Annotated in this window: 19 protein-coding genes and 1 tRNA gene; 8 read left to right on the forward strand and 12 right to left on the reverse strand. The window is 50.9% G+C overall.

The genetic code is table 11. From position 1 onward, the window contains the following. Positions 1-4 precede the first annotated feature (4 nt). Positions 5-1,939: a PrkA family serine protein kinase gene (locus BZG73_RS04635; protein WP_077667714.1), complete on the reverse strand. Its 1,935-nt coding sequence runs from the start codon at positions 1,937-1,939 to the stop codon at positions 5-7. A 276-nt stretch (positions 1,940-2,215) separates the two neighbouring features. Here BZG73_RS04635 and BZG73_RS04640 point away from each other — a divergent pair, with 276 nt between their 5' ends. Beyond that, the gene (locus BZG73_RS04640) at positions 2,216-2,974 is read left to right on the forward strand and encodes a MipA/OmpV family protein (RefSeq protein ID WP_046075286.1); all 759 of its coding nucleotides are present in this window, start codon (positions 2,216-2,218) and stop codon (positions 2,972-2,974) included. 52 nt (positions 2,975-3,026) lie between these two features. On the opposite strand, the gene BZG73_RS04645 is transcribed toward BZG73_RS04640, so the two are convergent. The 3 genes from BZG73_RS04645 to BZG73_RS04655 form a co-directional block, all read right to left on the reverse strand. Continuing rightward, positions 3,027-3,911, reverse strand: a complete 885-nt coding sequence (locus tag BZG73_RS04645; protein WP_077667715.1) for a D-hexose-6-phosphate mutarotase — start codon at positions 3,909-3,911, stop codon at positions 3,027-3,029. A 138-nt stretch (positions 3,912-4,049) separates the two neighbouring features. Next, the gene (gap, locus tag BZG73_RS04650) at positions 4,050-5,045 is read right to left on the reverse strand and encodes a type I glyceraldehyde-3-phosphate dehydrogenase (protein ID WP_046075288.1); all 996 of its coding nucleotides are present in this window, start codon (positions 5,043-5,045) and stop codon (positions 4,050-4,052) included. A gap of 360 nt (positions 5,046-5,405) precedes the next feature. Continuing rightward, on the reverse strand, positions 5,406-6,272 hold the full coding sequence (locus BZG73_RS04655) for a DUF2989 domain-containing protein (RefSeq protein WP_077606897.1): 867 nt from the start codon (positions 6,270-6,272) through the stop codon (positions 5,406-5,408). 153 nt (positions 6,273-6,425) lie between these two features. On the opposite strand from BZG73_RS04655, the gene BZG73_RS04660 reads away from it, so the two are divergent. Next, a complete protein-coding gene (locus BZG73_RS04660) occupies positions 6,426-6,722 on the forward strand; it encodes a YeaC family protein (protein WP_046075290.1) in 297 nt (98 codons plus the stop codon). A gap of 61 nt (positions 6,723-6,783) precedes the next feature. Here the strand turns inward: BZG73_RS04660 and BZG73_RS04665 are convergent, their stop codons facing one another. The 3 genes from BZG73_RS04665 to sppA form a co-directional block, all read right to left on the reverse strand. Continuing rightward, on the reverse strand, positions 6,784-7,446 hold the full coding sequence (locus tag BZG73_RS04665) for a glutathione S-transferase family protein (RefSeq protein WP_077578062.1): 663 nt from the start codon (positions 7,444-7,446) through the stop codon (positions 6,784-6,786). Between the two features lie 122 nt (positions 7,447-7,568). Then, positions 7,569-8,582 (reverse strand): asparaginase, encoded by a 1,014-nt coding sequence (gene ansA, locus BZG73_RS04670; protein WP_046075464.1) that lies wholly within the window; start codon positions 8,580-8,582, stop codon positions 7,569-7,571. 131 nt (positions 8,583-8,713) lie between these two features. Further along, a complete protein-coding gene (gene sppA, locus BZG73_RS04675; RefSeq protein ID WP_077667716.1) occupies positions 8,714-10,603 on the reverse strand; it encodes a signal peptide peptidase SppA in 1,890 nt (629 codons plus the stop codon). 215 nt (positions 10,604-10,818) lie between these two features. On the opposite strand from sppA, the gene BZG73_RS04680 reads away from it, so the two are divergent. The 3 genes from BZG73_RS04680 (at position 10,819) to BZG73_RS04690 (ending at position 15,593) form a co-directional block, all read left to right on the forward strand. Next, entirely contained in the window at positions 10,819-12,831 is a 2,013-nt protein-coding gene (locus BZG73_RS04680; RefSeq protein ID WP_077667717.1) for an NADPH-dependent 2,4-dienoyl-CoA reductase, read from the forward strand. 95 nt (positions 12,832-12,926) lie between these two features. Further along, positions 12,927-13,475, forward strand: a complete 549-nt coding sequence (locus tag BZG73_RS04685; RefSeq protein WP_077667718.1) for an NAD(P)H nitroreductase — start codon at positions 12,927-12,929, stop codon at positions 13,473-13,475. Between the two features lie 114 nt (positions 13,476-13,589). Further along, entirely contained in the window at positions 13,590-15,593 is a 2,004-nt protein-coding gene (locus tag BZG73_RS04690) for a DNA topoisomerase III (protein ID WP_077667719.1), read from the forward strand. 80 nt (positions 15,594-15,673) lie between these two features. Here BZG73_RS04690 and BZG73_RS04695 read toward each other — a convergent pair whose 3' ends face one another. Beyond that, positions 15,674-16,432: a sulfite exporter TauE/SafE family protein gene (locus BZG73_RS04695; protein ID WP_077667720.1), complete on the reverse strand. Its 759-nt coding sequence runs from the start codon at positions 16,430-16,432 to the stop codon at positions 15,674-15,676. Positions 16,433-16,653: 221 nt separating this feature from the next. Between BZG73_RS04695 and BZG73_RS04700 the strand changes: the two genes are divergently transcribed. Both BZG73_RS04700 and BZG73_RS04705 read left to right on the forward strand, forming a co-directional pair. After that, complete coding sequence (locus BZG73_RS04700; protein ID WP_077667721.1) at positions 16,654-19,599, forward strand: bifunctional diguanylate cyclase/phosphodiesterase; 2,946 nt, start codon at positions 16,654-16,656, stop codon at positions 19,597-19,599. Between the two features lie 157 nt (positions 19,600-19,756). Further along, a complete protein-coding gene (locus BZG73_RS04705; protein WP_077667722.1) occupies positions 19,757-21,826 on the forward strand; it encodes an alpha-amylase in 2,070 nt (689 codons plus the stop codon). 79 nt (positions 21,827-21,905) lie between these two features. Here BZG73_RS04705 and BZG73_RS04710 read toward each other — a convergent pair. The 3 genes from BZG73_RS04710 to BZG73_RS04720 all read right to left on the reverse strand — a co-directional run bounded on the left by BZG73_RS04710 (position 21,906) and on the right by BZG73_RS04720 (position 24,256). Continuing rightward, a tRNA-Pro gene (locus BZG73_RS04710) sits at positions 21,906-21,982 on the reverse strand. Positions 21,983-22,117: 135 nt separating this feature from the next. Beyond that, complete coding sequence (locus BZG73_RS04715; RefSeq protein ID WP_077667723.1) at positions 22,118-23,995, reverse strand: DUF3413 domain-containing protein; 1,878 nt, start codon at positions 23,993-23,995, stop codon at positions 22,118-22,120. Between the two features lie 42 nt (positions 23,996-24,037). Further along, entirely contained in the window at positions 24,038-24,256 is a 219-nt protein-coding gene (locus BZG73_RS04720; protein ID WP_069362013.1) for a YejL family protein, read from the reverse strand. Between the two features lie 77 nt (positions 24,257-24,333). Between BZG73_RS04720 and yejK the strand changes: the two genes are divergently transcribed. Then, positions 24,334-25,353, forward strand: coding sequence for a nucleoid-associated protein YejK (yejK, locus tag BZG73_RS04725; protein ID WP_077667724.1), 1,020 nt, complete (start codon positions 24,334-24,336; stop codon positions 25,351-25,353). Positions 25,354-25,480: 127 nt separating this feature from the next. Here yejK and nhaC read toward each other — a convergent pair whose 3' ends face one another. Further along, complete coding sequence (gene nhaC / locus BZG73_RS04730; RefSeq protein ID WP_077667725.1) at positions 25,481-26,920, reverse strand: Na+/H+ antiporter NhaC; 1,440 nt, start codon at positions 26,918-26,920, stop codon at positions 25,481-25,483. Positions 26,921-26,958: the final 38 nt, after the last annotated feature.

Genomic DNA, 26,958 nt, shown 5'->3' on the forward strand with positions numbered 1-26,958 from the left:
AGGGCTACGATGATTTACGCACGCGCAAATACCACTCTGCGAGCAAGCGAACTTGCTTGCGGGTATAGCCTTTTTCCATCATACGAGCGACAAAGTCGTCGTGTTTCTTCTGCTCTTCGCTCGACGTTTTGGTATTGAAGGAAATCACTGGAAGCAAATCTTCGGTATTGGAGAACATCTTCTTCTCAATGACGGTTTTCAACTTCTCATAGCTGGTCCAAGCTGGGTTTTTGCCTTCGTTATTGGCGCGCGCGCGGAGGACAAAGTTGAYGATTTCGTTGCGGAAATCTTTTGGATTACTGATACCAGCGGGCTTCTCGATTTTTTCCAGTTCCGCATTGAGCGCTGAGCGATCAAACAATTGACCTGTGTCTGGATCGCGAAACTCTTGGTCTTGAATCCAGAAATCAGCATAGGTGACATAGCGGTCAAAAATATTTTGCCCGTACTCTGAGTAGGACTCGAGATACGCGGTTTGAATTTCTTTGCCGATAAACTCGATATATTTGGGGATCAAGTAGCCTTTGAGGTGCTCAAGATAGCGTTCAGCGATCTCTTGCGGAAACTGCTCACGTTCAATTTGCTGTTCCAGCACATAAAAAAGATGCACGGGGTTTGCGGCGACTTCTGCGTGGTCAAAGTTAAAGACTCGCGACAAGATCTTGAACGCAAAGCGTGTCGAGAGCCCGTCCATCCCTTCATCGACCCCAGCAAAATCGCGATACTCCTGATAGGACTTGGCTTTGGGATCCGTATCTTTCAAGGTTTCGCCATCATACACGCGCATTTTTGAATAAATGCTAGAGTTTTCAGGATCTTTTAGCCGTGAAAGCACAGAGAAGCGCGCCAATATATCCAGTGTGCTGGGTGAGCAAGGCGCATGGCGTAGCTCACTGGAAGACAGCAGCTTATTGTAGATTCGAATTTCGTCTGACACGCGCAAGCAATAGGGCACTTTGACGATATAGACACGGTCGAGGAAGGCTTCGTTGTTTTTGTTGTTGCGGAACGATTGCCACTCGGACTCGTTTGAGTGTGCGAGAATGATGCCATCAAATGGCAGAGCCGATAGGCCTTCTGTCCCGTTATAGTTGCCTTCTTGGGTGGCGGTCAATAACGGGTGGAGCACCTTTATAGGCGCCTTGAACATTTCGACGAACTCCATCATCCCTTGGTTGGCGCGACACAGCGCACCAGAGTAGGAGTAGGCATCAGGATCGTCTTGTGAATAGTGTTCAAGCTGACGGATATCAACTTTACCCACCAGTGAAGAAATATCTTGGTTGTTTTCATCCCCAGGTTCTGTTTTGGCCACCCCGACTTGGTTGAGAATCGATGGGCGCAGTTTCACCACTTTAAACTGGCTAATGTCCCCACCAAACTCTTTCAACCGCTTCGCCGCCCAAGGTGACATAATATGGCGAATATAACGATGGGGAATATCGTACTCTTTCTCGAGTAGATGGCCGTCTTCCTCGGCATCAAACAGACAAAATGGGTGATCGTTCACTGGACTACGTTCGCCGTTCGCCGTCAGCACGTAGATAGGCATTTGCTGCATCAAGCTTTTCAGTTTTTCAGCCAAGGACGACTTACCGCCCCCGACCGGGCCCAGCAAATAGAGAATTTGTTTACGCTCTTCCAACCCTTGGGCGGCGTGCTTGAGGTAAGAGACGATTTGCTCAATCGAGTCTTCCATGCCATAAAAGTCTTCAAAGGTTTTATAGCGGGAAATCACTCGGTTGGAAAAAATACGGCTGAGTCGAGGATCAAGCGAGGTATCAATCTTTTCAGGTTCGCCAATTGCCATCAGCAAACGCTCTGCCGCGTTGGCATACGCGCCGCGATCCTCTCGGCAAAGATCCAAGAATTCCTGAAGGCTCATTTCCTCGTCTTTCGCTTCTTCGTAACGCTGACGATAGTGATCGAAAATAGTCATGGTCCTGCCCCCTAAATCGTCTAATAACTCAAAAAGAAAAGGTGCAAAATTGGCTGAATGGTCCCTTTCCTTTTAATAAGGTTAGACCTGATTTGCCGATTTTGCGTGAAAGAATTGTTTGTTTTTTCGATAATTTTTGTTGCCGTATCCGTACACTTGTCTTGTCAAGATATTGACAGCTGGCGTTCAAGCGAGTGAGGTATGCTAACGGTGATAGTTTTACCCGTTAGGGCGATTAGGCTGACGGTTGCCAGCCGTCAAACAAGAAGGGAATAGATGATGAACATAGCGAGAGAAACGGCTTGGGTCGCTTGCGCCTTTATGCTAGCCACCGGCAGTGCTTACGCGGAGACGCGTGTTTCTGCTGGTGTGATAGGCGCATTTTCACCTCAGGTCTATAAAGACACGGATACCGACCCGCTTGTGGTCCCCACGGTCAATGTTGATACCGACCATTTTTATTTTCGCGGGCTGACGGCAGGTGCAAGGCTAGCCCCGAAAGATTCAACACACAATCTTGTTTTATCAGCGACCTATGATCCACGCCGTTTTGACCCCGCCGATACCGATGATCCGCAACTGAGCCAGCTCGACAAACGTGATACGTCGATTGTGGCGGCGTTAGCTTATCAGTACCACTCGCCGATAGGTCGTTTCCAGGTGCTGGCTGGGGAAGGCGTCACGCATGACAGAGACGGGGTGTATGGCGAAGTAAGCTGGAAATATGGCTTTAACCACGCTCGTTGGGGCGTATCACCGGAAGTGGGTTACTCCTATAACAGCCATGAGCTCAATCAGCACTTGTATGGGATCAGCGAAGACGAAGCGGCACGGTCGGGGTTATCTGCTTATGAGCCGGGTTCGGCTGGCCATTATTTTATTGGTGCCAGTGGTTATTTTATGCTGACCGAGCGTATTCAGCTAATGGGTGGTGTGCGCTACACCAATTTGGATGATGATATTGCCGATAGCCCAATGGTGGATCAATCTACCGCCGCGTCGGGTTACTTGGGGGTAAACTATATTTTTATGTAGTTTTACCCATTAAAACAGGCCGCTTGGGTGTATAGCGGCCTGTGACGCGCGCTTAGCTTGAGTGGCGCTCATCCATTAACCTGGTTGCTAACGTGTAGCTTTGTCCTGGATGGACAACTTGTGTGGGCTGTTCAATCGCCGCTTCAACACAGACAAATTTGAGGTATCCGTTATCGTCCATATCCGCCATCTGAATGGACGCCGCTTGGCCTGGATTCCAGACGACGGCGCTGGTTGCCCCTTGGTTGTTGACCTTGAGACGGCGGTTTCCCACTGGATCGGTTAAGGTGAGGGTGTCGTTAGCCCCCGTATAAATCCTATCAACTGGCTCCTCGAAGGTCACTTTCCCCGTCGCTGGCACGGCGTTGCCTGCCGCAAAGTTGTCAAGATACTGACAACCGAGCCCTTCCACGTTGGCTTGCTCGCTGTCTTCTACCGCAAGGTAGCTGTGCAAGGCGCCACCCATGGTCCAAGGGTGTTGGTCTGTATTGGTCACGGTTAGGGCGATGTCGGCGTGATGAGTGAGCGTAAAGGTCACTGTCGCCTGAAAACAATGTGGCCATAGTGCTCGCGAAGCGTCTGAGTCGGATAACTGCAGTTGAATGGTGACGCCTTTCGCTGTTTCTTCAATGTTCGCTAACTGCCACATTTGACGACGAGCAAAGCCATGAGAAGGTTGCCCGGTGTGACCAAACCATGGCCAGCAAATGGGTACACCACCTCGTAAGGGGGTGTTGGCATCATAGATAGCGTTATCACTCATCCAAGTCAGTGACTTTTCACCTGCAGGAGCAAACGTGATGAGGTGTCCGCCGAATAGGCTAATAGTGGCTGAACACGCAGGGTGAGTAACACGAAGAATCGGAACGGACTGGCGATAGCACAGATCGACAGATGCAGAAAGTTGACGCTCAACAAGCAGAGTGGGAGAAGTCATAGCCTGATCCTCTTGGGTAAGTGTTCCTTAATCAGTTATCGAAGACACGTTCACAGAAAGCGCGGTCCCGAGTCATGGGGCCTGATAAACAAAAGGCGGCCAATGGCCGCCTTTACGTTGGATAGGGTTACATGCGCATTACTTAGCGATGTGTGCAACCAGATCCAATACTTTGTTTGAGTAGCCGATTTCGTTGTCGTACCAAGAAACCACTTTCACGAAGTTGTCAGTCAGTGCGATACCTGCTTTGGCATCAAATACTGATGTTTGTACTTCGCCGATGAAGTCTTGAGAAACTACGGCATCTTCGGTGTAACCTAGAACACCTTTCAGCTCACCTTCAGACGCTTCTTTCATCGCCGCACAGATTTGGTCGTAAGACGCTGCTTTGTCAAGGTTTACAGTCAGGTCAACAACAGACACGTTGGCAGTTGGTACGCGGAACGCCATACCAGTCAGTTTGCCGTCTAGTACTGGCAATACTTTACCAACCGCTTTTGCAGCACCGGTTGAAGATGGGATGATGTTCTGAGAAGCACCACGGCCGCCGCGCCAGTCTTTCGCAGACGGACCATCAACGGTTTTTTGCGTCGCAGTAGTGGCGTGAACGGTGGTCATCAGGCCAGATACGATACCGAACTTGTCGTTCAGTACTTTCGCGACAGGTGCTAGGCAGTTGGTGGTGCAAGAAGCGTTAGAAACGATGTCTTGACCCGCGTAGTCGTTGTGGTTAACACCCATAACGAACATTGGCGTCGCATCTTTAGATGGGCCGGTTAGAACCACTTTCTTCGCACCCGCTTGGATGTGTTGACGCGCGGTTTCGTCAGTTAGGAAGATACCGGTTGCTTCAGCAACAACGTCAACACCCACTTCATCCCACTTAAGGTCTGCTGGGTTGCGCTCTGCAGTGACGCGTACGGTTTTACCGTTAACGATAAGGTTACCACCTTCTACTTCAACTGTGCCGTTGAAGCGACCGTGGGTTGAATCGTACTTCAGCATGTAAGCCATGTACTCAACGTCGATAAGATCGTTGATTGCTACTACGTCGATGTCGTTACGCTCGACAGATGCACGGAATACGAAACGGCCGATACGGCCAAAACCGTTAATACCTACTTTGATAGTCATTATGTTGCTCCACAACTTAATTTCTAGTGAGATGAAACTGGTAGTAAAATTACAGAATAGGACCCCGCCATGCAAGGGTAATCGCAGCCAAAATTGTTTAAAGTCAAAAAAAAGTACGGATTTTTTTTACATCGCCTAAACATTTGACGCCCTTGCGGCCATGTCTGTATGCGCTTTAATCGCGAGCGATTAACGCATCGGCTGCAGACACGGAGCGACTGCTGGTAATTGTTAGCGTAGAAGTAGAACCGCGATCGTGAAAGTTAAACTGGTATGACAAGCGATAGTCGGGAACAAAGGCGGCCTCATCCGTGCAGCATGCGGGTACAAGGGCTGCACGGAAGTGGTGAGGCTAGCTGTCTACGAGGATGCTTGAGTCTCTTTGTCGATTGCTTGTAGCAAGGTTGCTTCGAACTCACCGTCTTCGATGGCGGCGGCGATCTCGAACGCCAGACGTTGTAGCGATTTTTGCTGCTGCTCTGTCAATGGATAGAGCCGAGCGAGGCGATCACCGCGCGCAATCGGAAGATTGTAACTTTCCCCCACTTTTGCCCACAAGTAAGCATGTTCAAAGCGTTTTAGCGCATGATTAGTGGTCGCCAGTGACTTAATTGCTTCTGGGATCACCTCTTTGCGAACCGTGTCATTGTCACCGTCATAAAGCGACAATGCATGGAGTAGGATCTCTACCGTTTTCGCTTTGTTGCGTGACACATAATAGGTGGCAAGTCCGAGCTGCAATTGTGGCGTTTCGAGGTGGCGTGTTCCCTCTAGCTTTAAAAACTGTGGTAACGCACTGTTATCGCCTTGAGACCAGCGATAGTAAATCACGGGCGGTTGGTAAGATTCTTTCAGTTCGTTCTCTAGTCGCTCAATGGCGTCGTAAGCATGATATACCGCCTCGGTACGCTTAGTTTTGCGTTCTTTTAAGGTGGTGGGCTCAATTTCTGCCACCAGTTCCATGCAGCGCAGGTAGACTTTGGTTTGTTTAAGCTCGGCCAGCTTGTTCATATCGGTGGGGTTTTGATAGACAGATAAGCGATCGAAAATCAAATCAGAGCGCTCAAATCGGCATTGCCCATCACCGGTGTTCAGTCCTGCACATAGCTCTGGGTGGGTTTCGCAGACTTGATTCGTGGTCGGTTCACCTTCACAGCCGGCGAGTAGCAGTAAACTCGCAATCAGACCCAATGGGTAAAAACAACGCGTGAGTAATCGTAAATCCATGGTTTATCGTATCCTGAGTCAGTTGCGATGAGTATACGTGATCTTTGAGTGTAGTTGATGGTCTAAAGCGTGATAAAGCGCACTGAACCAAGCATGCCGTCCACCCACCAAGTTCAGGCATAATAGTCTAATGAGGATCGCCAAGAGGTAATCATGGATATTGAACAAGTGTTAAAGGCAATGACGCCTGAAGTATATGATCGGTTGTGCTATGCCGTGGAGACGGGCAAATGGCCAGACGGTACCAGCTTAAACCAAGCGCAACGTGACCAGGCCTTGCAAGCCGTTATGTTGTATCAATCACGTCACAACAGCCAGCCCCAACACATGACCGTCGCGAAAGGGGGCAATGTGACGTGGAAATCGAAAGCGGAACTGAAGCGTGAATTCGCTCGTCCAGACGAAGCTCGAATTGAGGTTACGACTCAGGACAGTCACACAAAGCACTAGCGATCAGCGATCACGGCGATGGCCGCATCTATCATTGAATCGGCCATTAGCATGCTGATACCTAGATTGTCGCTAGGCTAATCGGGCTGGCGAAAAACGGCGTTAATTGATGATTTTCTTCCTGCGCATAGGCATCGAACAAAGGGTGTTGGTCGAGGGCTGAGAGGTAATCACTCAGTGCGGCGAATCGGTCGTCCAGCACCAATCCTGCCATTTTTGCGCAACGAAACAGACTCCACACACTGATACTCGCCATCGTCACTGTCTGGGTGGGCATTGCCTTTACCTGCTCACCTAAATATTGGCAGCATGCGGGTAATGTTTGCAGGGCTTGGTTCACCGCTTGGTGATCCACCGTTTTGTCTAAAATATGCCCGCGTACTACCCGCTGATAAAACAAGGTATCTGTGATTAAGGGATCAAGCTGATAGCGACAAAACCATTCAATCCAGCGAATCTCGGCGCGATGGGTGGGGTTACCGGGATAAAGCAGCGGATCAGGATAGGCATCATCTAGGTAGGCCGTAATCACTGTGTCTTGGTAAATGGTATGTGATGCTTCGGCGAGCGCGACCACCGTTTGCATCGGTGGGTGATGAATGACACGTTCATGCGCCTCAAAGGGCGAGGTAGGCGCGAGTTGATAGGTGAGATGTTTCAATCTCAATGCGAGTGCGATCTTCCTTGTATGCGGCGACAATGAGTCACCATGTAATACCCTCATTTTGCGCTCCTTTGAGTAGCAACCAATATAAAATGATTGGCTCTGTCTATACGTTAGCAAATAAAAACGCCGGCAACCTTGCCGGCGTCACACACTGAGTGATTTGCTTGGATAGCAACGCATCAGTAATAGCTGAGTTCACCGCGGAGATCTTTTTGTACCAAGGTACGTAGGGTCTCAAACGGCAAGGACTGACTAAGCAGGAAATGAAGCTTAGCCAACGCCGCTTCTGGCGTCATGTCGTAGCCGCTCAATACGCCAGCGTCAGCCAATGCACAGCCTGTGGCATAACCGCCCATATTCACGCGTCCCGCCAAGCACTGGGTCAAGTTAAGCACCAAGACGCCACGATCGGTGGCTTGTTTGAGCAAGTCCAGTAGTTCGGGCTGCTGGGGCGCATTGCCCACTCCAAAGGTTAACAAAATCATGGCATTGACCGGCTGCTTGAGTGCGTTTTTCACCACATCGGGAGAGATACCGGGGTACATCATGATCACCGCAACCGGTTGATCATTGATGGTATGCACTTTAAACGGGCCGACGGATGGCTGGTTAAGCTTATCTGCTTTTACCTCGATATGAATGCCGGCTTCAAGCAGCGCGGGTAGGTTGGGCGAGGTAAAGGCATTAAAGCCATCGGCATGGGACTTGGTACTGCGATTGCCACGTAATAACTGGTTATTGAAAAACAAGGTCACTTCATTGACCGGATAATTGGCCGCAATATGAAGTGCATTTAATAGATTGGCTTGCCCATCTGAGCGTAACTCTGCGATCGGAATTTGCGAGCCGGTCACGATCACTGGCTTTTCTAGGTTTTCAAGCATGAACGACAGGGCTGACGCGGTGTAAGCCATGGTGTCGGTACCATGTAAGATCACAAAGCCATCGTACTGATGATAATTCTCGCCAATATCGTCCGCAATCCGTTGCCAATCCGTTGGCGTCATATCCGATGAATCAATGAGTGGTTCGTACTCATGAATAGTAAAAAGCGGCATTTCTGGACGATGGAATTCGGGCATTTTCTCCAATTGTTGTTGAAGAAAACCTGACACAGGGACATACCCATGATCGGATTTTTGCATACCGATCGTGCCACCTGTGTAAGCGATATAAATGTGTTTACGTTCCATCATGTCAAATCTGCATTAAATGAGCGTGGGCACAGTATACATGTAACGATTACATCGATAACACCGAGCGGCACACAGAATAGAAGAAAAACAGGAAAAAGCCCTGACTGTCTGGTCAGGGCTAGTCGATTTTATTGGTACTGACAGTTCAAGCAGAATAAGTAACGCCCTTGCGGGTCGTTAAATTTTTCCAACAAGGTCAATGACTGCCACTGTGGTGACGACGCCAGTTGTTGCGCTATCGATGGCATGTTCGCCTGGACCGTCTTGCCAAGTACACTCGCACTTTGTCCGAGCATGTCATTAATAAACTGCTCGAAGGGTGTGAGTGGCTGTTGCATCCAATCGAGCTGGTAGTTCTCAATGCCAGCGAGTTCGGCAGCGGTTGATACCGCATCGTCAAAGTCACCTAACTTATCCACTAGGCCGAGATTCAATGCGTCTTGTCCCGTCCAGACGCGGCCTTGCGCGACCTGATCGGCTTGTTCCATCGACATGTTACGGTGGTTACTGACAACGGAGAGGAAGCGGTGATAGCCGTGCTCGATGCCGAGTTGCATGATTTCTCCTACCTCATCAGGGAGAGCGCGAGTCAGCCCCACTCCGGCAAACGGGGTGGTGCCCACACCATCCGACTGGATACCCAAATCATCTAGCGTGTTCTCAAAGGTAGTGAATAGGCTAAAAATACCAATTGAACCAGTGATCGTCGTCGGTTGAGCTATGATTTGGTCGGCACTGGCCGATAGCCAATATCCACCGGAGGCGGCGACGCTTGACATGGAAACCACCACGGGTTTGCCTGCCTCACGCAATGCATCCACCTCATTACGAATGACTTCAGAGGCGAAAGCGCTGCCTCCCGGGCTATCAACACGTAGCACCACGGCTTTAACACTGTTGTCTAGGCGCGCATCGCGAAGCAAGGCTGCGGTGGTATCCCCCCCCACCGTACCCGGGCGTTGTTGCCCGTCCATGATGGGGCCGCTGGCGACGACGACGGCAATGTTATTGTTGCCTGGCAAGCTAAACCCATTTTGTATCTTCGGCAGGTAATCGTAATAACCTGTGTATTCAAAGCTGTCTTTGCCATCGCTCCCGAACGTCTCGGCGAGATAGCGACGGATTTGCTGGCGTGTCATTAACTTATCAACGATTCCCACGTCTTTAGATAATGCGGCGAAGTCACCTTCGAAACGGCGTAATCGAGTGAGGAGTTGCTCAGCGCTGGGAGACAGCATATCGGCTTGGATACCGCGGTTCTCAGCGACATCGCGCACATAAGCATCCCACAGCTGAGATAGCCAGGCTTGATTCGCCTCGYGGGCGGGATCAGACATGTTGTTGCGCGTGTAAGGCTCAACAAACGATTTATACGTCCCCACACGAAACACATGGGTAGAGACATCCAATTTATCGAGTAAGTCCTTCCAGTAAAGGTTGTAGCTGCCATAGCCTTGCAGCATCACCATGCCATCAGGTGACATCAACACTTCATCGGCATAGCTGGCCAAATAGTACTGGCTTTGGCTATAGGTGCCGCCGATGGCAATCACGGGTTTGCCACTCTCTTTAAACGTATTGATGGCTTTGGCGATATACCTCAGCTTGGTCAAGCTGGTGGACGGCATGTCGCCTAGGCTGAGTACAATCCCATTGATCTGCTCGTCGGTGGCGGCATGGCGTATGGTGTCGACAATGTCAAACAACACATTTTCACTTTCAACCGGCTGGCCGAGCGCGTTGCGCGACAGCGTATCAATTGGGCTAAGCCGTTGACGCTGTTCAACAATCGGGCCATCAATATTCAGCAAAAGCGCGCGTGGCTCGGGATCAGACTGTGCCACCTTCACGGACTCTGCCTCTTTTTTGGGCGTTAGGGGTGTTTCTGAGGTGAGCGCAAAGTAGATGGCAACAATCACGCCTATGAAAAGGACGTTTAACAAAAGCTGCCGCGCGAAACTGAGCGCACGCCACAGCCATTTAAAAAGGGATGCAATAAAGCGGAACAGTTTTTTCATACTTGAGTCCATCGGTGCATGTCGCTGATATCCTAGCTGATCAGAGCCAAGAGCGATAGGTGCTAGCGATTGTCGATATACGCTAATACTGGGTGAAAGTCCTACCTAGATCATAAATCGCGACACCATGTTGCTAACTTGTAAACGAATGTTTGAAATCACGTATCTGTCAGCGCTATAGTCTGGTCAGACCACAAACAATAAGTGAGCAAGCAATGGAACAGCACCCTTATCCCCACATGCTAGCCCCACTCGACCTTGGGTTTACCACCCTAAAAAATCGGGTTCTAATGGGCTCTATGCATACTGGGCTTGAAGAAGCAAACGATGGTTTTAAAAAGCTAGCGGCCTTCTACGCCGAGCGTGCGAAAGGCGATGTAGGGTTGATTGTCACAGGTGGCTTCTCGCCCAATTTTCGCGGTCGCTTGACCCCATTTAGCGCGCAATTTAGCTCCGGACGCGCGGCACGTGCACATCGTGCCATCACTGAAGCGGTCCATGCCAATGGCGGGAAAATTGCGCTTCAGCTTCTGCATGCGGGGCGTTATGCCTTTCATCCTTTCGCGCAAAGTGCGTCAGCCATTCGCGCACCTATCAGTAAATTCACCCCGTTTGAAATGAGTGAGCGGGCGATTTGGCGCACGATTAAAGCCTTTGGTCGCAGTGCCGCGCTCGCCCGAGAAGCGGGCTATGATGGCGTCGAGATCATGGGATCGGAAGGATACCTCATTAACCAATTTTTCTGTCACCGCGCTAATCGTCGGTATGACCAGTGGGGCGGGGCGGTTGACAATCGAATGCGCTTTGCCGTTGAAGTGATGCGTGCGGTCCGTCAGGCTGCTGGCGACGACTTTATCGTGATATTCCGCCTATCGATGCTGGACTTGGTCGAGCAAGGCAATACCTTCGAGGATGTGGTTGCCTTAGCCAAAGGCCTTGAACAAGCGGGCGTGACCATTATCAATACGGGGATCGGTTGGCATGAAGCGCGCGTGCCCACCATTGCCACCCAGGTACCACGTGGTGCGTTTAGCTGGGTGACCGAAAAACTTAAAGGTGAAGTGTCGGTGCCCCTAGTCACTTGTAACCGCATTAATACACCGGAGGTCGCCGAATCGATTTTGGCGAGCGGGCAGGCGGATATGGTATCGATGGCACGACCCTTTTTGGCCGATGCGGAGTTTGTTGCCAAAGCTAAGGCGGGACAGCCGGATGACATCAATACGTGTATTGCTTGTAACCAAGCCTGCTTAGATCACGTGTTCAAAGGAAAACGGGCAAGCTGCCTGGTGAACCCGAAAGCCTGTTACGAAACGGAACTAGTGGCGACGCCTGTTCGGCAAGTGAAACGAGTAGCGGTGATTGGGGGAGGCATGGCAGGGATTAGCTGTGCCACCGAAGCGGCTGAGCGGGGTCATGACGTGACCCTATTCGAAAAGTCGGATCGTCTAGGCGGGCAATTTAATTTGGCGATGGCCATTCCAGGAAAAGAAGAGTTTAAAGAAACCATTCGCTATTACCTTCGAAGGCTAGAAAAAGCGGGGGTGACGGTGACACTCAATCAGTCTGTGGATGTGGACGCCTTGCGCGAATTCGACGACATTGTTATCGCAACAGGCGTCAAACCGCGTCGCCCCGCGATTGAAGGTATCGACCATCCAAAAGTGATTGATTACCAAACGTTTATTCGCGAGAAGCCAGCCCTTGGCAGCCATGTTGCCATCATTGGTGCGGGAGGCATTGGGGTCGATGTTGCCACCATGATCACCGAGCCCAGCGATCAAAGCTTGGATGATTGGCTTAAAGAGTGGGGCATTGATAAAACCATAAGCCACGAAGGCGGCTTGTATCCTGGCCATGATACCCATAGCGATAAGCAGGTGTGGGTGCTACAGCGCCGCGAGGGACGTGTTGGCAAAGGGCCGGGCAAAACCACTGGCTGGATCCATCGTAAAACCTTGCAAAAACGGGGTGTGAATCTTGTAGGAGGGGTGACCTATCACAAAATTGATGATGAGGGGCTGCACGTCAGTATCAAAGACGAGGCGCACTTGATTCCTGCCACTGAGATCATCTTGTGTGCAGGGCAAGAGTCCGTTAACCAGCTCGCTGAGCAGTTGGATGAGGCGAAGGTGTCTTACCATTTGATTGGCGGCGCAGAGCATGCGGGCGAATTGGACGCGAAACGTGCGATTCGCCAAGGGATTGAAACGGCGTTGGCGCTCTAAATCCATACACTTTGCACGATTTTATCCGTTCCTGGCTGTGTTAACCTGTGATCACCGAGTTATACATGGCCGTTTAACGGTAAAAAGGATGAATCATGGACGCACTTGAATTGCTCTTACAGCGCCGCTCGATACCGCGTCTCGCCGCGCCCGCACCGAGCGGTGACGTGCTTGAAAACATTATTCAAGCAGGGCTGCGCGCCCCTGATCATGGCGCGTTGACGCCATGGCAATTTGTGATCTGTGAAGGTGAGGGGCTCACCCGGCTTTCCACCATTCTTGCCGACGCCGCACAAACCAATGGCGCGGATGAGGCGGCGATTGAGAAAGCGCGTAACGCCCCGTTTCGAGCGCCTATGGTGGTCGCAGTGATTGCCCGTACGCGTCCGCACGATAAAGTTCCTACCATTGAGCAACATATCTCGGCGGGATGTGCCACGCAAGCGATGCAAATGGCCGCTGTCGCGCAGGGCTTTCAAGGGTTTTGGCGCACTGGCGCCTTTGCTTATCATCCTGCTGTGCGCGACGCGCTGTCGGTAGAAGGTGACGATCAGATTGTGGGCTTTTTATACTTAGGGACGCCTGATTGCGCCCCAGCCAATGCCCCAAAGCGCGATGCCAGCAAGTATGTCACTTATCTCTGAGTGAATACCCATCGCGCTCACCTCGAAAAACCTGTGCATATGTACAGGTTTTTTATTGCGCCCTGATCGGCCTTTGCATACCATGCGCTCAGCGACGGTTAAAAAGGCTTTGTCATGGCACGATTGTTTATAGCGGAAAAACCCAGTCTCGGACGCGCAATTGCGGCTGGATTACCCAAACCGCACAAAAATCACAAAGGTTACATCGAGACCGCTCAAGGCGACGTGGTGACCTGGTGTATCGGCCATTTACTGGAGCAGGTTGAGCCGGATGCGTATGACAGCCGCTATAAAAAGTGGGATCTGGCTGATCTGCCTATTGTGCCTGAAAAATGGCAGCTCCGTCCTCGTCAAGCCGCCGCGGCGCAACTGGCTATTGTTAAAAAGCTGATCAAGCAGTTTGACCAATTGGTGCACGCGGGCGATCCCGATCGAGAAGGGCAGCTGTTGGTTGATGAAGTGATTGATTACGCCAAGGTCAGTGCTAACAAAAAATCCAACATAAAACGCCTTCTAATCAGTGATTTAAACCTTTCTGCGGTGAAAAAGGCCCTCGCGCAACTGCAAGACAACAAAGCCTATATGCCTCTGTCCGTATCTGCCTTAGCGCGCTCACGCGCCGACTGGTTGTATGGGATGAATTTGTCTCGCGCGTATACCTTGTTAGGGAAACAGGCCGGCTACCAAGGCGTGTTATCAGTCGGACGTGTGCAAACGCCAGTGTTAGGGCTGGTGGTGCGCCGTGATCAGGCGATAGACAGCTTTGTGCCACACCCATTTTTTCAACTGGATGCGATCATTGCTCATCCAGAGGGAGAGATACGGGCACGTTGGCAGCCCAGTGAGGCATGTGCAAAGTGGCAAGATGAACAGGGACGCGTCCTGTCTCGTCCCTTGGCAGAAAATGTCGCACAACGCATCGCAGGACAAATCGCGACCGTCACTGAAGCGGAGCGTCAACAACGCAAACAGGCCGCGCCGTTGCCGTACAATTTGTCGGCATTACAAATTGACGCTTCAAAGCGGTTTGGTTTTAGTGCGCAAAAAGCACTGGATGTGTGCCAACAGCTTTACGAACGCCACAAATTGATCACTTATCCGCGCTCAGACTGTCGTTATTTGCCCAAAGGCCATTTCGCCGAGGCAAATAAGATACTCGGTGCCATTAAGCAAGGCTGTGAGGCGCTTAGCCAGGCATGTGATGAGGCTGATCCTCAGCGTAAAGGTAAGGCATGGAACGACAGTAAAGTAGGCGCTCATCATGCGATTATCCCCACGGCGAAAGTCGCGCCGACAAGCTTGTCAGCCGATGAAGCAAAGATTTATCAGCTCATCGCACGCCAATACGTGATGCAGTTTTACCCTGCTGCCGAATACGCGGAAGGCAAGCTCATATTTGATATCGCAGGCGGCTGTTTTATCGCCAAAGGGAAGGTGCTGACGTTAGCAGGCTGGCGTGCTTTGTTGCCGACTCGACAAACGGCTGACAGTGACGCCGCCCCCTTGCCGCTGATGAATAAAGGCGATCAAGAACGCTGTGAACGCGGTGAGATTAAAGATTGCATGACAGAGCCGCCTGCGGCGTTTACGGAATCGACCCTGCTGCAAGCGATGACAGGCATTGGTCGCTATGTACAAAACAAAGCCCTGAAAGAGATATTGCGTGAGACTGACGGCTTAGGCACCGAAGCAACCCGTGCGGGTATCATTGAGTTATTGGTGAAACGTGGGTTATTAACGCGGCAAGGAAAAACGTTACACGCCAGCGCCAGTGGTAAAGGGCTTATCGCCGCACTGCCAGACAGTGCCACATATCCGGATATGACGGCGGATTGGGAGCGGCAACTGCAAGATATGGCGGATCGTCAGTGTGGATATCATCCTTTTATGCAAGGATTAACGGCACAAGTGACAGGCTTAATTGAAACCGTGAAAACATCGCCACCGCCGGCCTCGTTAAGCGACTTGCCTGCCGCCCCCTCTAAATCTTTCACGCGTAAAGGGCGGCGTACGTCCGGCTACCGAAAGCGAACAACGAAAGCAAAGCCGGCTGCTAATCAAAAGTCAACGGCGACATCAACGCGTGCCACAAAACGCACACGCAAAGCCACGAGATAGCCTCATGCAGCGGTATATTGCGTAGCCGGTGAGCAAGTGTCGCGCCTGGTCATGCGGCCACCTGACACACAGGCCGGGCGTTAGAACGCATAGGCGGCGATGCAGCCGATCAAGGTCATCACAAATAAGAAGACTTTTAGCACCTTGGGGTTGGCGGAAATGGCAAAGCGTACCGCAACCCGTGCCCCTAGCATGGCGCCCAATGCCAATATTAATCCGGGAACCCAGCGCACCAGGTCATCGGCAATAAACACCACTAAGGATAACGTCGTAAAAGCGAGCGTACAGGCCAGCTTGAGCGCATTGCCACGCACTAAGTCGTAGTGCAGTGTGCCGCACAGCGCTGCCAGTAGTACAAATCCTACCCCGGCTTGCACGAAGCCGCCATAGAAGCCAGCCAGTAAGAGACCCAACCAAGCCATGGGCGTATCTTTCACGCGTTTTGTCGGTGTTCCCTCTGGGGGGCCAAAGGTCGCAGGTTTAATCAGCATCACCAGCGTCATGGTCAGTAAGGTACCAAGCAACAAGGGTTTCACCCAGCTGGTCGGGAGCCAAGCGGCGGCTAATGCACCGCAAAGGCCACCGAGTAAATTGGGGATCAAAACGGGGATAATGTCTTGTGTCTCTAGCTTATTGTGTTGGCGAAAGCCTGACATGCCAGATACACACTGTAACCAAACCGCTACACGATTGGTGGCGTTAGCGACATCAGCCGGCATGCCCATCACCATCAACGCGGGTAAGGTTAAGTTCGAGCCGCCGCCCGCCAGCGTATTAATAATCCCTGCGATCAGCCCTAAGCTGACCAGTAGTACGCCGTACTCGATGGTGATTGCCATGCACACTCCTTGTTTGCCATCGGCGTTGGTGTGGTTACGTTAAGTGAGAGGCGTAACCGATTGATAGAAAAGCCCCATCAAGCATACTGTTTATGCGCAATGTTGTGAAACCTAATAGTAATACTGGCGAAACTATTCACGCCCTTTATAATCACGTGCTACATCTGAAATTTGGTTACTTTTCGCTCCGCTAGCCGCGCGAAATAAGGTTATATCACGTCATGCAGCAAGCTGTTCCCTCAGCGCTTGATAAAGTTGCACGCCGCTCCGCGCGAGTGGGGTTTGTTTATAATGTGCTTATTTCCATTTTGGTCTTTGCTTTCTCAGTGGCCTCAGTGGAGTTTTGGCTCTACCAACAAGCGCATGACCAAGAAGTGAAAGAGGTGCAACGGGCGCTGCTGGCTTATCGCTCGCGTATTGAGCTGAAAGTGACACAGAATTTGGATTTAAGTCACGGACTCGCTACTTACATCAGCCTTAACCCTGATTTGGACCAAAAGGATTTTTCCCGATTTGCGGGCCAGCTCAAAGACAAAACCCCCTATATTCTTAATTTTGGCGCGGCGCGAAACTGGGTGATCAGCCACGTCTACCCTAACACGTTAGAGTCCTCCTTATTGGGCACTCATTATCATGATATTCCCGAGCAATTAGAGAGTGTTCGTGCGGCTTATGGGTCGAGACAGCCTGTCATTTCGGGCCCTGTTGAGCTCATACAAGGTGGGACGGCGTTGATTGCCAGGCAGTCAATAGTCAACCAAAACACCGGTCTGCCTTGGGGGGTGTTATCCACGGTATTAGATATCGATGGTTTGTTCTCCGCTAGTTTTAAGCAAGGAGAAAACTATCCTGTCCGCGCGGTATTACAGGAAAAACGCGAATCTGACCAGGTATTTACCACGGTTTATGGTGACACGTCGGTACTAAGCCAGTCGCCTGAGACGGTCACGGTCAATTTGCCTTCGGGGGATTGGCGTTTACTGGGGGTACCGCAATCGGGATGGAAAGGGCTGCATCCTCACCCCACGGTATGGGTTGTCGGTACGATTATTTTGCTTTTTTGGCTGGGTGGCCTGTATGGCCGCTACAACGCGGGGCGTAGTTTTGCCCAATCAATAGGGCGTGTGGTGGATGATAGCTACCGCTTCAGAAGCATTTTTAAACGTCACGACGCGGTGATGATGCTCCTCGATGCGAAAACGGGCGACATTCTTGATGCTAATGACAGCGCGCAGCAGTTTTATGGCTATGACCATGCTGCTCTGACGTCGATGCGGATCAGTGATATCAATACTCAAACCGATAGTACCCTTAAAGAAAGCCTTTCTCAGGCGCAACAGCGTGCGAAAAATTGTTTTATCTTCTCGCATCGGCTTAAAAGTGGTGAGGTGCGGCAAGTGGAAGTCCATTCTTCACCGATCACCATTGGCCATGCCAAGCTGCTTTTTTCTGTCATTCATGATGTGTCAGAACGTCTTGAAGTAGAGAGAAAGCTCATGCTGAATGCAAAAATATTTGAGCAGTCCAGTGAAGGGGTGCTGATTACCGATGCGGCGGGAAGGATTGTCACGGTAAATGGCGGATTTAGCGCGATTACTGGGTATAAAGAGGAAGAAGTGCTGGGTGCCACGCCAGCCATTTTGAACTCAGGGCGTCATGATCACGCGTTTTTCAGTGAGATGTGGCAACAAATCGCCGACGAAGGGCGTTGGAAAGGCGAAATATGGAATCGACGTAAAGATGGCGTGGTATATCCCCAATTGCTTTCTATTAGCGTAGTGAAAGACGATAGCGGGGAGGTCGTTAACTATATTGGTGTCTTCTCTGACATCACTAAACTTAAGGACTCGGAGAAAAAGTTGATTGATTTGGCCCATTATGACGCGCTGACTGGGTTACCGAATCGTCTGTTGCTAACATCCCGTGTTCGTCAAGCGATGAACATGCAGTCCGTTCAGCGCAATCAGATAGCCTTGATGTTTCTGGATCTCGACCAGTTTAAATTCGTTAATGACAGCCATGGCCATGCGGTGGGCGACGCACTATTGAAGTTGGTCAGTGAGCGCCTGCATGGTTTGCTTGATGAAGGTGACACCTTGGCTCGTTTGGGGGGCGATGAGTTTGTCATTCTTCGTTTGATTCACACTGATGACACCGCGTGTATTCGCTTGTCTGAAAACGTGATCCATGCCATGAACCGTTTGTTTGTCCTCGATGGCGGCATTGATGCGCAAATCGGGGTAAGCATTGGTATTGCGCGATACCCAGACGATACGTCGAGTACGGAAGAGCTCCTCACATTCGCCGATTCGGCCATGTATCACGCCAAAAAATCGGGCCGCAACACCTATGCGTTCTATGATGATGCGTTGACCATTGATGCCAACCACAAGCTACGTTTGGCGGTGGAGTTACGCCAATGTGTGCAAAATGAAGAACTGGAGCTCTTTTACCAGCCGCAAGTGGATCTGGTGACGGGGCAGATTGTGGGTGTCGAGGCATTATTGCGCTGGCATCATCCTGAGCGCGGCTTGCTGTCTCCCATTCATTTTATCGAGGTCGCCGAAGAGCGTTCAATCATTCATGATATCACGCGATGGGTGGTGGAAACCGGCTGTCGCCAACTAAAGGCTTGGCATGATGCGGGGGCGCCGATCTCCATGGCCGTGAATATTTCACCGCGTAACCTCGCGGATGTTACTTTCATCCAGGTGGTGGCCGAAGCCATCGCATGCACCGGCGCCGATCCACGCTTTTTAGAGCTGGAAATCACGGAAAACACCTTGATCGAAAACCAAGCCAATGCGCTGCGTGTTCTCGAACAATTGCGTGAGAAAGGTGTCGGGATAGCGATCGATGATTTTGGGACGGGCTACTCGTCCATGGCGTATCTAAAACGTTATCCGATCTCGAAACTAAAAATTGACCGTCACTTTATCAAAGATATTCAAAGCCAGTCTCCCGACGAAGAAGAAGTCGCGATTGTGTCAGCGATGATAGCGATGGCGGATAGTCTCGGGATCGGCGTGGTGGCAGAAGGAATAGAAACGCTACATCAACAAGCCATATTGCATGAGCTAGGCTGCACCTTTGGGCAAGGTTATTTATATCGTCGTCCAGCCCCTGCTGCCGATATTGGCGAGCTTTTGGGGGTGGACAATGATTAATGTCTCACTATGCGGTTGCCGATTACGCGCGCAAGGGATAACTGGCTTAGCTCATCCTTTGATGGTCATTGCTCACAGTTTTAGGGCGCAGAAGCAGGAATGATGTCAATCGCTTGTGGTTTTTTTACCCTAAAAGAAAATCGCAAGGAGCACGATCATGACCCCTGTTTTTACTTGGCAGCGGCTCGCTATCGCGATAGCCGCTTCGCTGTCAATGACAGCCGCAGCCTCTCCCCATATCACGGTGACCACCTCAACCACACAAGCCGATAAGCCACTCAACGCAGACGCACCGGCGGTCTTTGCATTGGGAAAAAACACTTACCAAATCACGGTGGACGGTGTGGATGGCGAGTGCCAAGCGAATACACCCTCGAGCGCCAAGTTTAATACGCCGATACCGCTGGGGTGCGGCACGGCCAGCACCTTTGATCTCACCATTCGTTTTGCCGGTGACTATGGGTTTTATTATCAAGCGGATACGCGCACATTACGGGTAAAACGAGAGCCGAAAAAAACGGCCTCCACCTTTAAACGGCCTTTGCCGGATGTGCAATGCCAGCAGTATCAAGGCGGGCCTGTCACTTTGCAGCTTGGCGATAGCTTTGCTGAAGGTACTCAGCTAAAAGAAGCACTCAGTGGCCAAGTGGTGCGTGTAAAGGATCACAGTGTCACGCTGACACCGGCAGCGAACAGCGGTGGCTTGGTGCTGCTGGCCCCCGTTGACGTGCCTTCTTCTGCGTTTAGTTATCGGAATGCCAATATCTATTTTGTGATGGTAGACAGGTTTAACAATGGCGATCCGAGCAACGATCACAGTTATGGGCGTCATCAAGATGATGCACAGAACATCGGCACTTTTCATGGTGGGGATTTGCAAGGCGTGATTGATAAACTGGATTATATCCAGTCGCTCGGCACAGATGTGATCTGGCTATCCCCGATTGTCGAGCAAGTGCATGGCTTTGTCGGCGGTGGTAGCCAAGGCAGTTTTCCTTTTTATGCTTACCACGGTTACTGGTCACGTGATTTTACTCAAGTGGACAACAACTTTGGTGATGATGCCGTGCTCAAAACCCTCGTGGATGAAGCGCATCAGCGCGGCCTAAAAGTGTTCCTAGACGCTGTGGTCAACCATCCAGGTTATGCCACGCTCGCGGACTTACAGCAAGATGGAATTAACGTCGTCAATGACGCTGAGTTGCCAGAAAAATGGCAAGATTGGCAGCCCGATGAGGGGCAAAGTTGGCATGACTTTCATGATGCCATTGACTACAAGAGCACCCACTGGCACCAATGGTGGGGCAAAGACTGGGTGCGTGCTGGGTTACCGGGTTATGATCAGCCCGGTAGCAGTGATAAAACCCTGACACTGGCAGGGCTACCGGATTTTAAAACGGAATCCGATCAGCCAGTGACGCCACCGCAATGGCTGCTAAACAATCCAGGTACCCGCGTTGAAGCGCGTGATAACTATACCGTGAGTGATTACTTACTTGAATGGCAAACCCAATGGGTAGAGCGTTTCGGTATTGATGGTTTTCGGGTGGATACGGTCAAGCATGTCGATGGCGAGGTTTGGCGAGCATTGAAATCGCAAGCTTCGGCGGCGCTAGAGACTTGGCGGCGTCAGCATGACAAAACGGGAGAGCCGTTCTGGATGATGGGAGAAGTATGGGGCCACCGTGCTTATCGCAGCCCTTACTTTGACCAAGGCTTTGATGCGTTGATTAATTTTGATTTGCAAAAGCAAATGGATAAGGGAGCGTACTGTTTGAGTGAAATGCAAGACACTTATCAAGCGTATGCAGACACCATGGCAAAAGAGGCGGATTTCATTCCGGTAAGCTATATGTCTTCCCATGATACTGAGCTCTTTTTCAGTCGCTTTAAAGACGCCAGCATGCAGCGTGGTGCCGCCAACGCACTGTTGCTAGCGCCCGGTGCGGTACAAGTGTTCTATGGTGATGAAGTCGGGCGTGACTTGGGCCCTTACGGGGACGATTTCCATCAAGGCACTCGTTCAGACATGATATGGCAGCGCAACGCGATGCAAGCTGACTTGCTGAACCATTGGCGTAAAGTGGGCCAGTTTAGGCAAGATCATCCGGCTATTGGTGCAGGCAAGCATCAAGCCATCCCCCAAGCGGGTGCCTATGTGTTCTCTCGTCAACTAGGCGAAGATACCGTGGTTGCGGCATTTATCGGGCGACAGGCCGATAAATAGCCTGCACAGTATACATACGTGTACAGAAAAAGCCGTGTACGAAAAAGCCCACCGTTCGATGAACGGTGGGCTTAAATATTGGTCGGTCTGACTGGATTTGAACCAGCGACCCCTGACACCCCATGACAGTGCGCTACCAGGCTGCGCTACAGACCGACTAAGCGCTATATTACGAATCGGCCTAGTGGGTGTCAATTGCCAAGGGGGATTGTTTTTCGGTTTTTCAACCGTTTGGCTATTAAAGCGTCAACATAACATGGCGAAGTGACGTTTTCCTCTGCGCCTTGCTAATCACGACGACGGTTCTTCGGGATAATAAAAGCGTTTCAGTTCATGCATCACTTGCATCAGCAGTGACAACTGCGGTTTCCCCTCTGGCAGCGGGGTGTAGTGCTTATCAAACACCTTATAGTTGCCAAACTTATCCACCACAGTGGTTTTTTGCGGTTGTACCACCACGATATCTCGGCTATCGCCGGCAAGCACCCACTTGCGTGGACGGTTTTTAAGCTCGAACAAGTTGGTTCCACTGCTATACGTCTCCGCCGGAGAGCTGACCGATAGCATTGACTCCATCAATGTAGGGGCCACGTCTAGGTGGCTGCTGTAATGCGCAATTTGCTCAGCATCTTGGTTGGGCCAATGCATAATCATAGGGACTTGTAACTGATATCGGCTGTAGTTTGAGTTTGAGCCCCAGCTGTTGAGTCCGGTTTCGTTAAACTCCATTCCGTGATTAGCGGTGATCATCACCACGGTGTTGTCCAGCTGCCCTGACTGGTCTAGGAGCTCAAGCAAGCGGCCAAGCTGCTCGTCAACGTAATGTGCAGCGTTATTATAACTGTTTTTTAGTACCAAGCTTGTCTGGGTATCGACCCCTGCCATGGCACTGTCAAGCGCCGGCTGAAAAGGCTGTGGGTAGTCCCCACCTTGCTCGTATTCATTCACCGTTGCCAATTCCAGGTAACCAAACCATGGCTTGTCGGTTTCGCGACTTCCCAGCCAGTTTTGCATCGTGCTGACGGCCTCGGCATCGGCTTGCCAAGCGGGTTTGTCCGATTGGCTATCGCGTTCAAGCGCTTGGCTGAAAATACTTTGATAATAAATGGGATTGGCAAAATGATCGCCACTAAACAACCCCAGTTGATAATCACGCTGTTTGAGTGTTTCTATCAGTACCGGACGCAGTCCCTCGGTACGGGCGCTTTGCGCATAACTGCCAGGCAAGCCGTAGAAAAAGCCAAACAACCCCGCCATGTCGTCATTGCTGCTGCTAAAGTGATTTTTAAACCACAGGTTTTGATTAGCAAACTGGTTGAGGTGAGGCATGGTGACTGGGTTTACCATGTCCGCACGCAGTCCCTCTACCATCACCATCAGTAAGTTTTTCTGGTATTTGTTGGCATCCGGTGCAAAGGCAAGCGGCTGAAGGGGATACCGGATCACTTCGCTGGTTTCTTGTCCACGTTGTTCACGCAAACGTTGGTACTCTTGCCTGTCGAGCAAGCCGTACTTTTCCATAAAGGTTTTCGCGGTCATCGGATAGGAGACCGGGAAGGTGGAGCGTTGTGCGGTGACCGGGCTATAAATGAAGGCGTCAGCCCAAATATGGATAAGATGGCTAGAGATAAAGCAAAGCGCGAAGACGGCAGCCACGGGGATACCAATACGCTTGCGCGTCAGTTTGCGCAGTTTGCGCCACACCCATTCGGCAATAATCAGCTCTAAGATAAAAATGGCGGGCACGGCAATAAACAAGTACTGCCAATGCGCATTCATATCGGTTTTTTCGCCACTTAACAGCAGCTCCCACACCAATGGGTTAAGGTGAAGGTGCAGGGTTTGGTAAGCGTAAATATCAAGCAGCAGCACCATCATCCCAACGGTGGCAACCAGTACGGCAAACAGCCGCATTAACCGCTGGGAGGGGATAAGAAAACTGGCTGGGAAAATAATCAGAATATACAGCGCAAACACCAGAAAGCCAAAGTGTCCAACCCAGTTGAACACCAAGTAGCTTTGCCCTAGTAGGGTTTCAGGCCATCCCGATTGGCTGATGTAGCGCGTTCCCAGCAACATAGCGGCAATGATGTTAAAAAAGCTAAACCAATGCCCCCAACTGATTAGCTGGGATACTTTGTCACGATACGATGTTCCGCTATCAACCATACAAATTTATTCTTCTCTTATTAGCGACTGCTGCTTTTTGCATTATTGCTTATCGATGGATGCCATTAATGCCTGGGCAAACTTGTCGGCAAATGCCTGGCGTTGGGCGGCAGGAATATTGTGATTAAGGATGTTAGTGGCGACATTCCCGATCACCATCAGCGATAAATCCGTAGAGGCATCGTGTTGTTCTAACACGTTGACAACATCGTTGATAATACGTTCCACTTGCTCGTCGTCATATTTTGAAGTTACAGGCATAAATTCGTCTTTTCTTCTTAAAACCAAAGCAGCGTATAATAACTCACACTTTAGTCTTACTGAAAATCTTTTCAATCATGACCCTCACGCTTTCTAACGTAATATTGCATCAAATCGTTAAGCAAGATGATGATTCGCTTAACGTTCACCTTCGAGACGGCCCGTTGCCGCTGACTGAGCAGACCGAAAACCTGATGGGAGACATTCACCGGGTTTATCATGCAAAAGCAGGCAAAGGGTTTGCTTTGTTTGACACCGAGAGTGACTTCCAGCAGTGGTTAAAGGCCTATCGTACTGGTGAGCTCGACTTTCAAGCGCTGTCGGAAAAGGCGGTGGAGCGCTTGCGTGCTGAACTCTCAAAGTATCCTTTTGCCGATAATGGCACCCTGGTGATGGCGCACTACCGGGCGCTAGCGACAGATTATCTGTTTATTGGTGTCCTCGAGTCCAAGCACAGTTTACGCGTCACCGACGAGTTGGAGGTGAATGCCACCGAGTATCTCGATGTCAGCAAGATGGATATCGCTGCGCGCATTGACTTATCGACGTGGGAGACAGATGCCGAATCAAATCGCTATCTTTCCTTTATCAAAGGCCGCGTGGGTCGCAAAGTCGCTGATTTCTTCCTCGACTTTCTGCAAGCGGAAGTGGGAATGGATAGTAAGCAGCAAAATCAGGTGCTGATGCAAGCGGTAGAAGACTACTGCGACGATGTCCGCCTCGACAAGGAAGAAAAGCATAATACCCGTAAGCAAGTGTTTGATTATTGCAATGATCAGCTCAAAGCCGGTGATGAAGTGGTGGTGAAAGAGCTGGCCGGTGAACTGCCAGCGACGCCTGACGGCACTGACTTTTATCAGTACGCTAACCAGCAAGGGTATGAACTTGAAGCGCAGTTCCCGGCTGATAGAACCACGATGCGAAAGCTCACTAAGTTTGTCGGAGCCGGTGGCGGTCTGTCGGTCAACTTTGATGCCATGCTGTTAGGAGAGCGTGTGTTTTATGATCCAGAGACAGATACGCTGACCATTAAAGGCACGCCGCCAAACTTGCGTGACCAGCTTCAGCGTCGTTTATCGAGCCGAGATGATGACTAGCGTCTAGAGCATTGACCATGGCTGGGTCAGTGTGATCTATATGATAAAAAGCGGGACACCTGATGGTGTCCCGCTTTTTCTTTACTTCGCTTAGCGACGCATTGACCACAATATGTGATCTGCGTTTTTATGCGCGCTCGGGCGCGGCGTCTAGGGTCGCTGCGTCGTCAGCGTGCGCGTTCTGTGCTGGCTCGACTTTGTCGACAAACCAACCCATGTAGCTAGTTACGATAGTTACAGCGATACAAACAAAGCTTAGCCACATAAACGGCGCATACGACAAGGTCGCGACACCCAAGATGCTTGCCATGTAGATACCATTGTCACTCCAAGGCACCATCCCAGATGTCAGTGTGCCACCGAACTCGGCGTTACGGGATAAGTTCTTGCGCTGATAACCCAAGCGGTCGTAGTTTTTCGCACAGATTTTGGGGGTTAAGATCAGTGATACATACATCGCTGAGCCAAAAATGTTCCCCATAAAGGCCGTACCAATGGTTGAGGTGGCCAAGCTTCCAGCACTATTGACGCGGCGCTCAAAGAGATTAGCGATGGTATGGAGTACGCCCACTTTTTCCAACAAGCCACCGAAACCGAGACCAAACACAATCACGGCCACAGAACCAAGCATGGATGACATACCGCCGCGATTGAGAATGGCATCAATGAAATCCACCCCTGACGCGACAGAGAAGGGGGCCCAGGCGGTATTAATCGCCGCAACAGGGGCCATGTCTTGCAGCATGACTGCCCACACTACGCCCAGTAACGAGCCAAAGCTAATCACCGGGAAGGATGGAAGGCGCATGGCGAGCAGGGCAAGGACAATGAGGACAGGAATAAATGACATCGGGGTGATGACAAACTGATCTTGCATCGCTTGTTTCACCATATCTACCTGGCTCATATCGACATTGCCGGCATAGTGCCAGCCAACAAGGGTAAACAGAATGCCGGTAATGATGTAGCTGATAAGCGCAATCGGAAGCATGCCTTTAATATGCTCGACAATTTCCACCCCTGACATCGATGATGCCAGGATCACCGAATCAGACAGCGGAGACATTTTGTCGCCGAAATAACACCCTGACAGCACCGCACCCGCAGTCATTGGCGCTGGAATGCCTAGGCCTTGACCAATGCCCATCATTGCAATCCCCGCGGTACCGGCTGCGCCCCAAGAGGTTCCTGTCGCCAAAGCGGTTAATGAGCAAATCAACATGGTCGCTAAAAGGAAGATAGAAGGGTGGATAGCTTTCAGACCATAATAAATGATGGTGGGGACAATGCCGCCTGCAATCCAGGTACCCACGAGAGCGCCCACGGACAGGAGGATTAACACCGCCCCAAGACCATTGGAAATACCTTTGGTTGCTGCCGATTCAAGGTCTTTGTATTGGTGGCCTAATTTGAGCCCCAAGCCCATGATCACAAACCAGCCAATAAATAATGCCAGTTGGATGGGTAAATCGAGTTTTGCGGTAAACGAAAACGCGAGCGCCAAAAATGCACCAAGCGCCAGAATGACCTGAACGATGGATGGTAATCGAATTTGATGTGTTGTCATAACTGAACCTTCTTCACGTCGCACTCGGTGACAACCGA

The organism is Salinivibrio siamensis (assembly GCF_001996005.1).
Lineage (GTDB): Bacteria > Pseudomonadota > Gammaproteobacteria > Enterobacterales > Vibrionaceae > Salinivibrio > Salinivibrio siamensis.

Coding starts and splice junctions, on each gene's coding strand:
- BZG73_RS04640 (WP_046075286.1), top strand. CDS start 2,216: ATGATGAACATAGCGAGAGAAACGGCTTGGGTCGCTTGCGCCTTTATG.
- BZG73_RS04645 (WP_077667715.1), bottom strand. CDS start 3,911: ATGACTTCTCCCACTCTGCTTGTTGAGCGTCAACTTTCTGCATCTGTC.
- gap (WP_046075288.1), bottom strand. CDS start 5,045: ATGACTATCAAAGTAGGTATTAACGGTTTTGGCCGTATCGGCCGTTTC.
- BZG73_RS04655 (WP_077606897.1), bottom strand. CDS start 6,272: ATGGATTTACGATTACTCACGCGTTGTTTTTACCCATTGGGTCTGATT.
- BZG73_RS04660 (WP_046075290.1), top strand. CDS start 6,426: ATGGATATTGAACAAGTGTTAAAGGCAATGACGCCTGAAGTATATGAT.
- BZG73_RS04665 (WP_077578062.1), bottom strand. CDS start 7,446: ATGAGGGTATTACATGGTGACTCATTGTCGCCGCATACAAGGAAGATC.
- ansA (WP_046075464.1), bottom strand. CDS start 8,582: ATGGAACGTAAACACATTTATATCGCTTACACAGGTGGCACGATCGGT.
- BZG73_RS04680 (WP_077667717.1), top strand. CDS start 10,819: ATGGAACAGCACCCTTATCCCCACATGCTAGCCCCACTCGACCTTGGG.
- BZG73_RS04685 (WP_077667718.1), top strand. CDS start 12,927: ATGGACGCACTTGAATTGCTCTTACAGCGCCGCTCGATACCGCGTCTC.
- BZG73_RS04690 (WP_077667719.1), top strand. CDS start 13,590: ATGGCACGATTGTTTATAGCGGAAAAACCCAGTCTCGGACGCGCAATT.
- BZG73_RS04695 (WP_077667720.1), bottom strand. CDS start 16,432: ATGGCAATCACCATCGAGTACGGCGTACTACTGGTCAGCTTAGGGCTG.
- BZG73_RS04700 (WP_077667721.1), top strand. CDS start 16,654: ATGCAGCAAGCTGTTCCCTCAGCGCTTGATAAAGTTGCACGCCGCTCC.
- BZG73_RS04705 (WP_077667722.1), top strand. CDS start 19,757: ATGACCCCTGTTTTTACTTGGCAGCGGCTCGCTATCGCGATAGCCGCT.
- BZG73_RS04715 (WP_077667723.1), bottom strand. CDS start 23,995: ATGGTTGATAGCGGAACATCGTATCGTGACAAAGTATCCCAGCTAATC.
- BZG73_RS04720 (WP_069362013.1), bottom strand. CDS start 24,256: ATGCCTGTAACTTCAAAATATGACGACGAGCAAGTGGAACGTATTATC.
- yejK (WP_077667724.1), top strand. CDS start 24,334: ATGACCCTCACGCTTTCTAACGTAATATTGCATCAAATCGTTAAGCAA.
- nhaC (WP_077667725.1), bottom strand. CDS start 26,920: ATGACAACACATCAAATTCGATTACCATCCATCGTTCAGGTCATTCTG.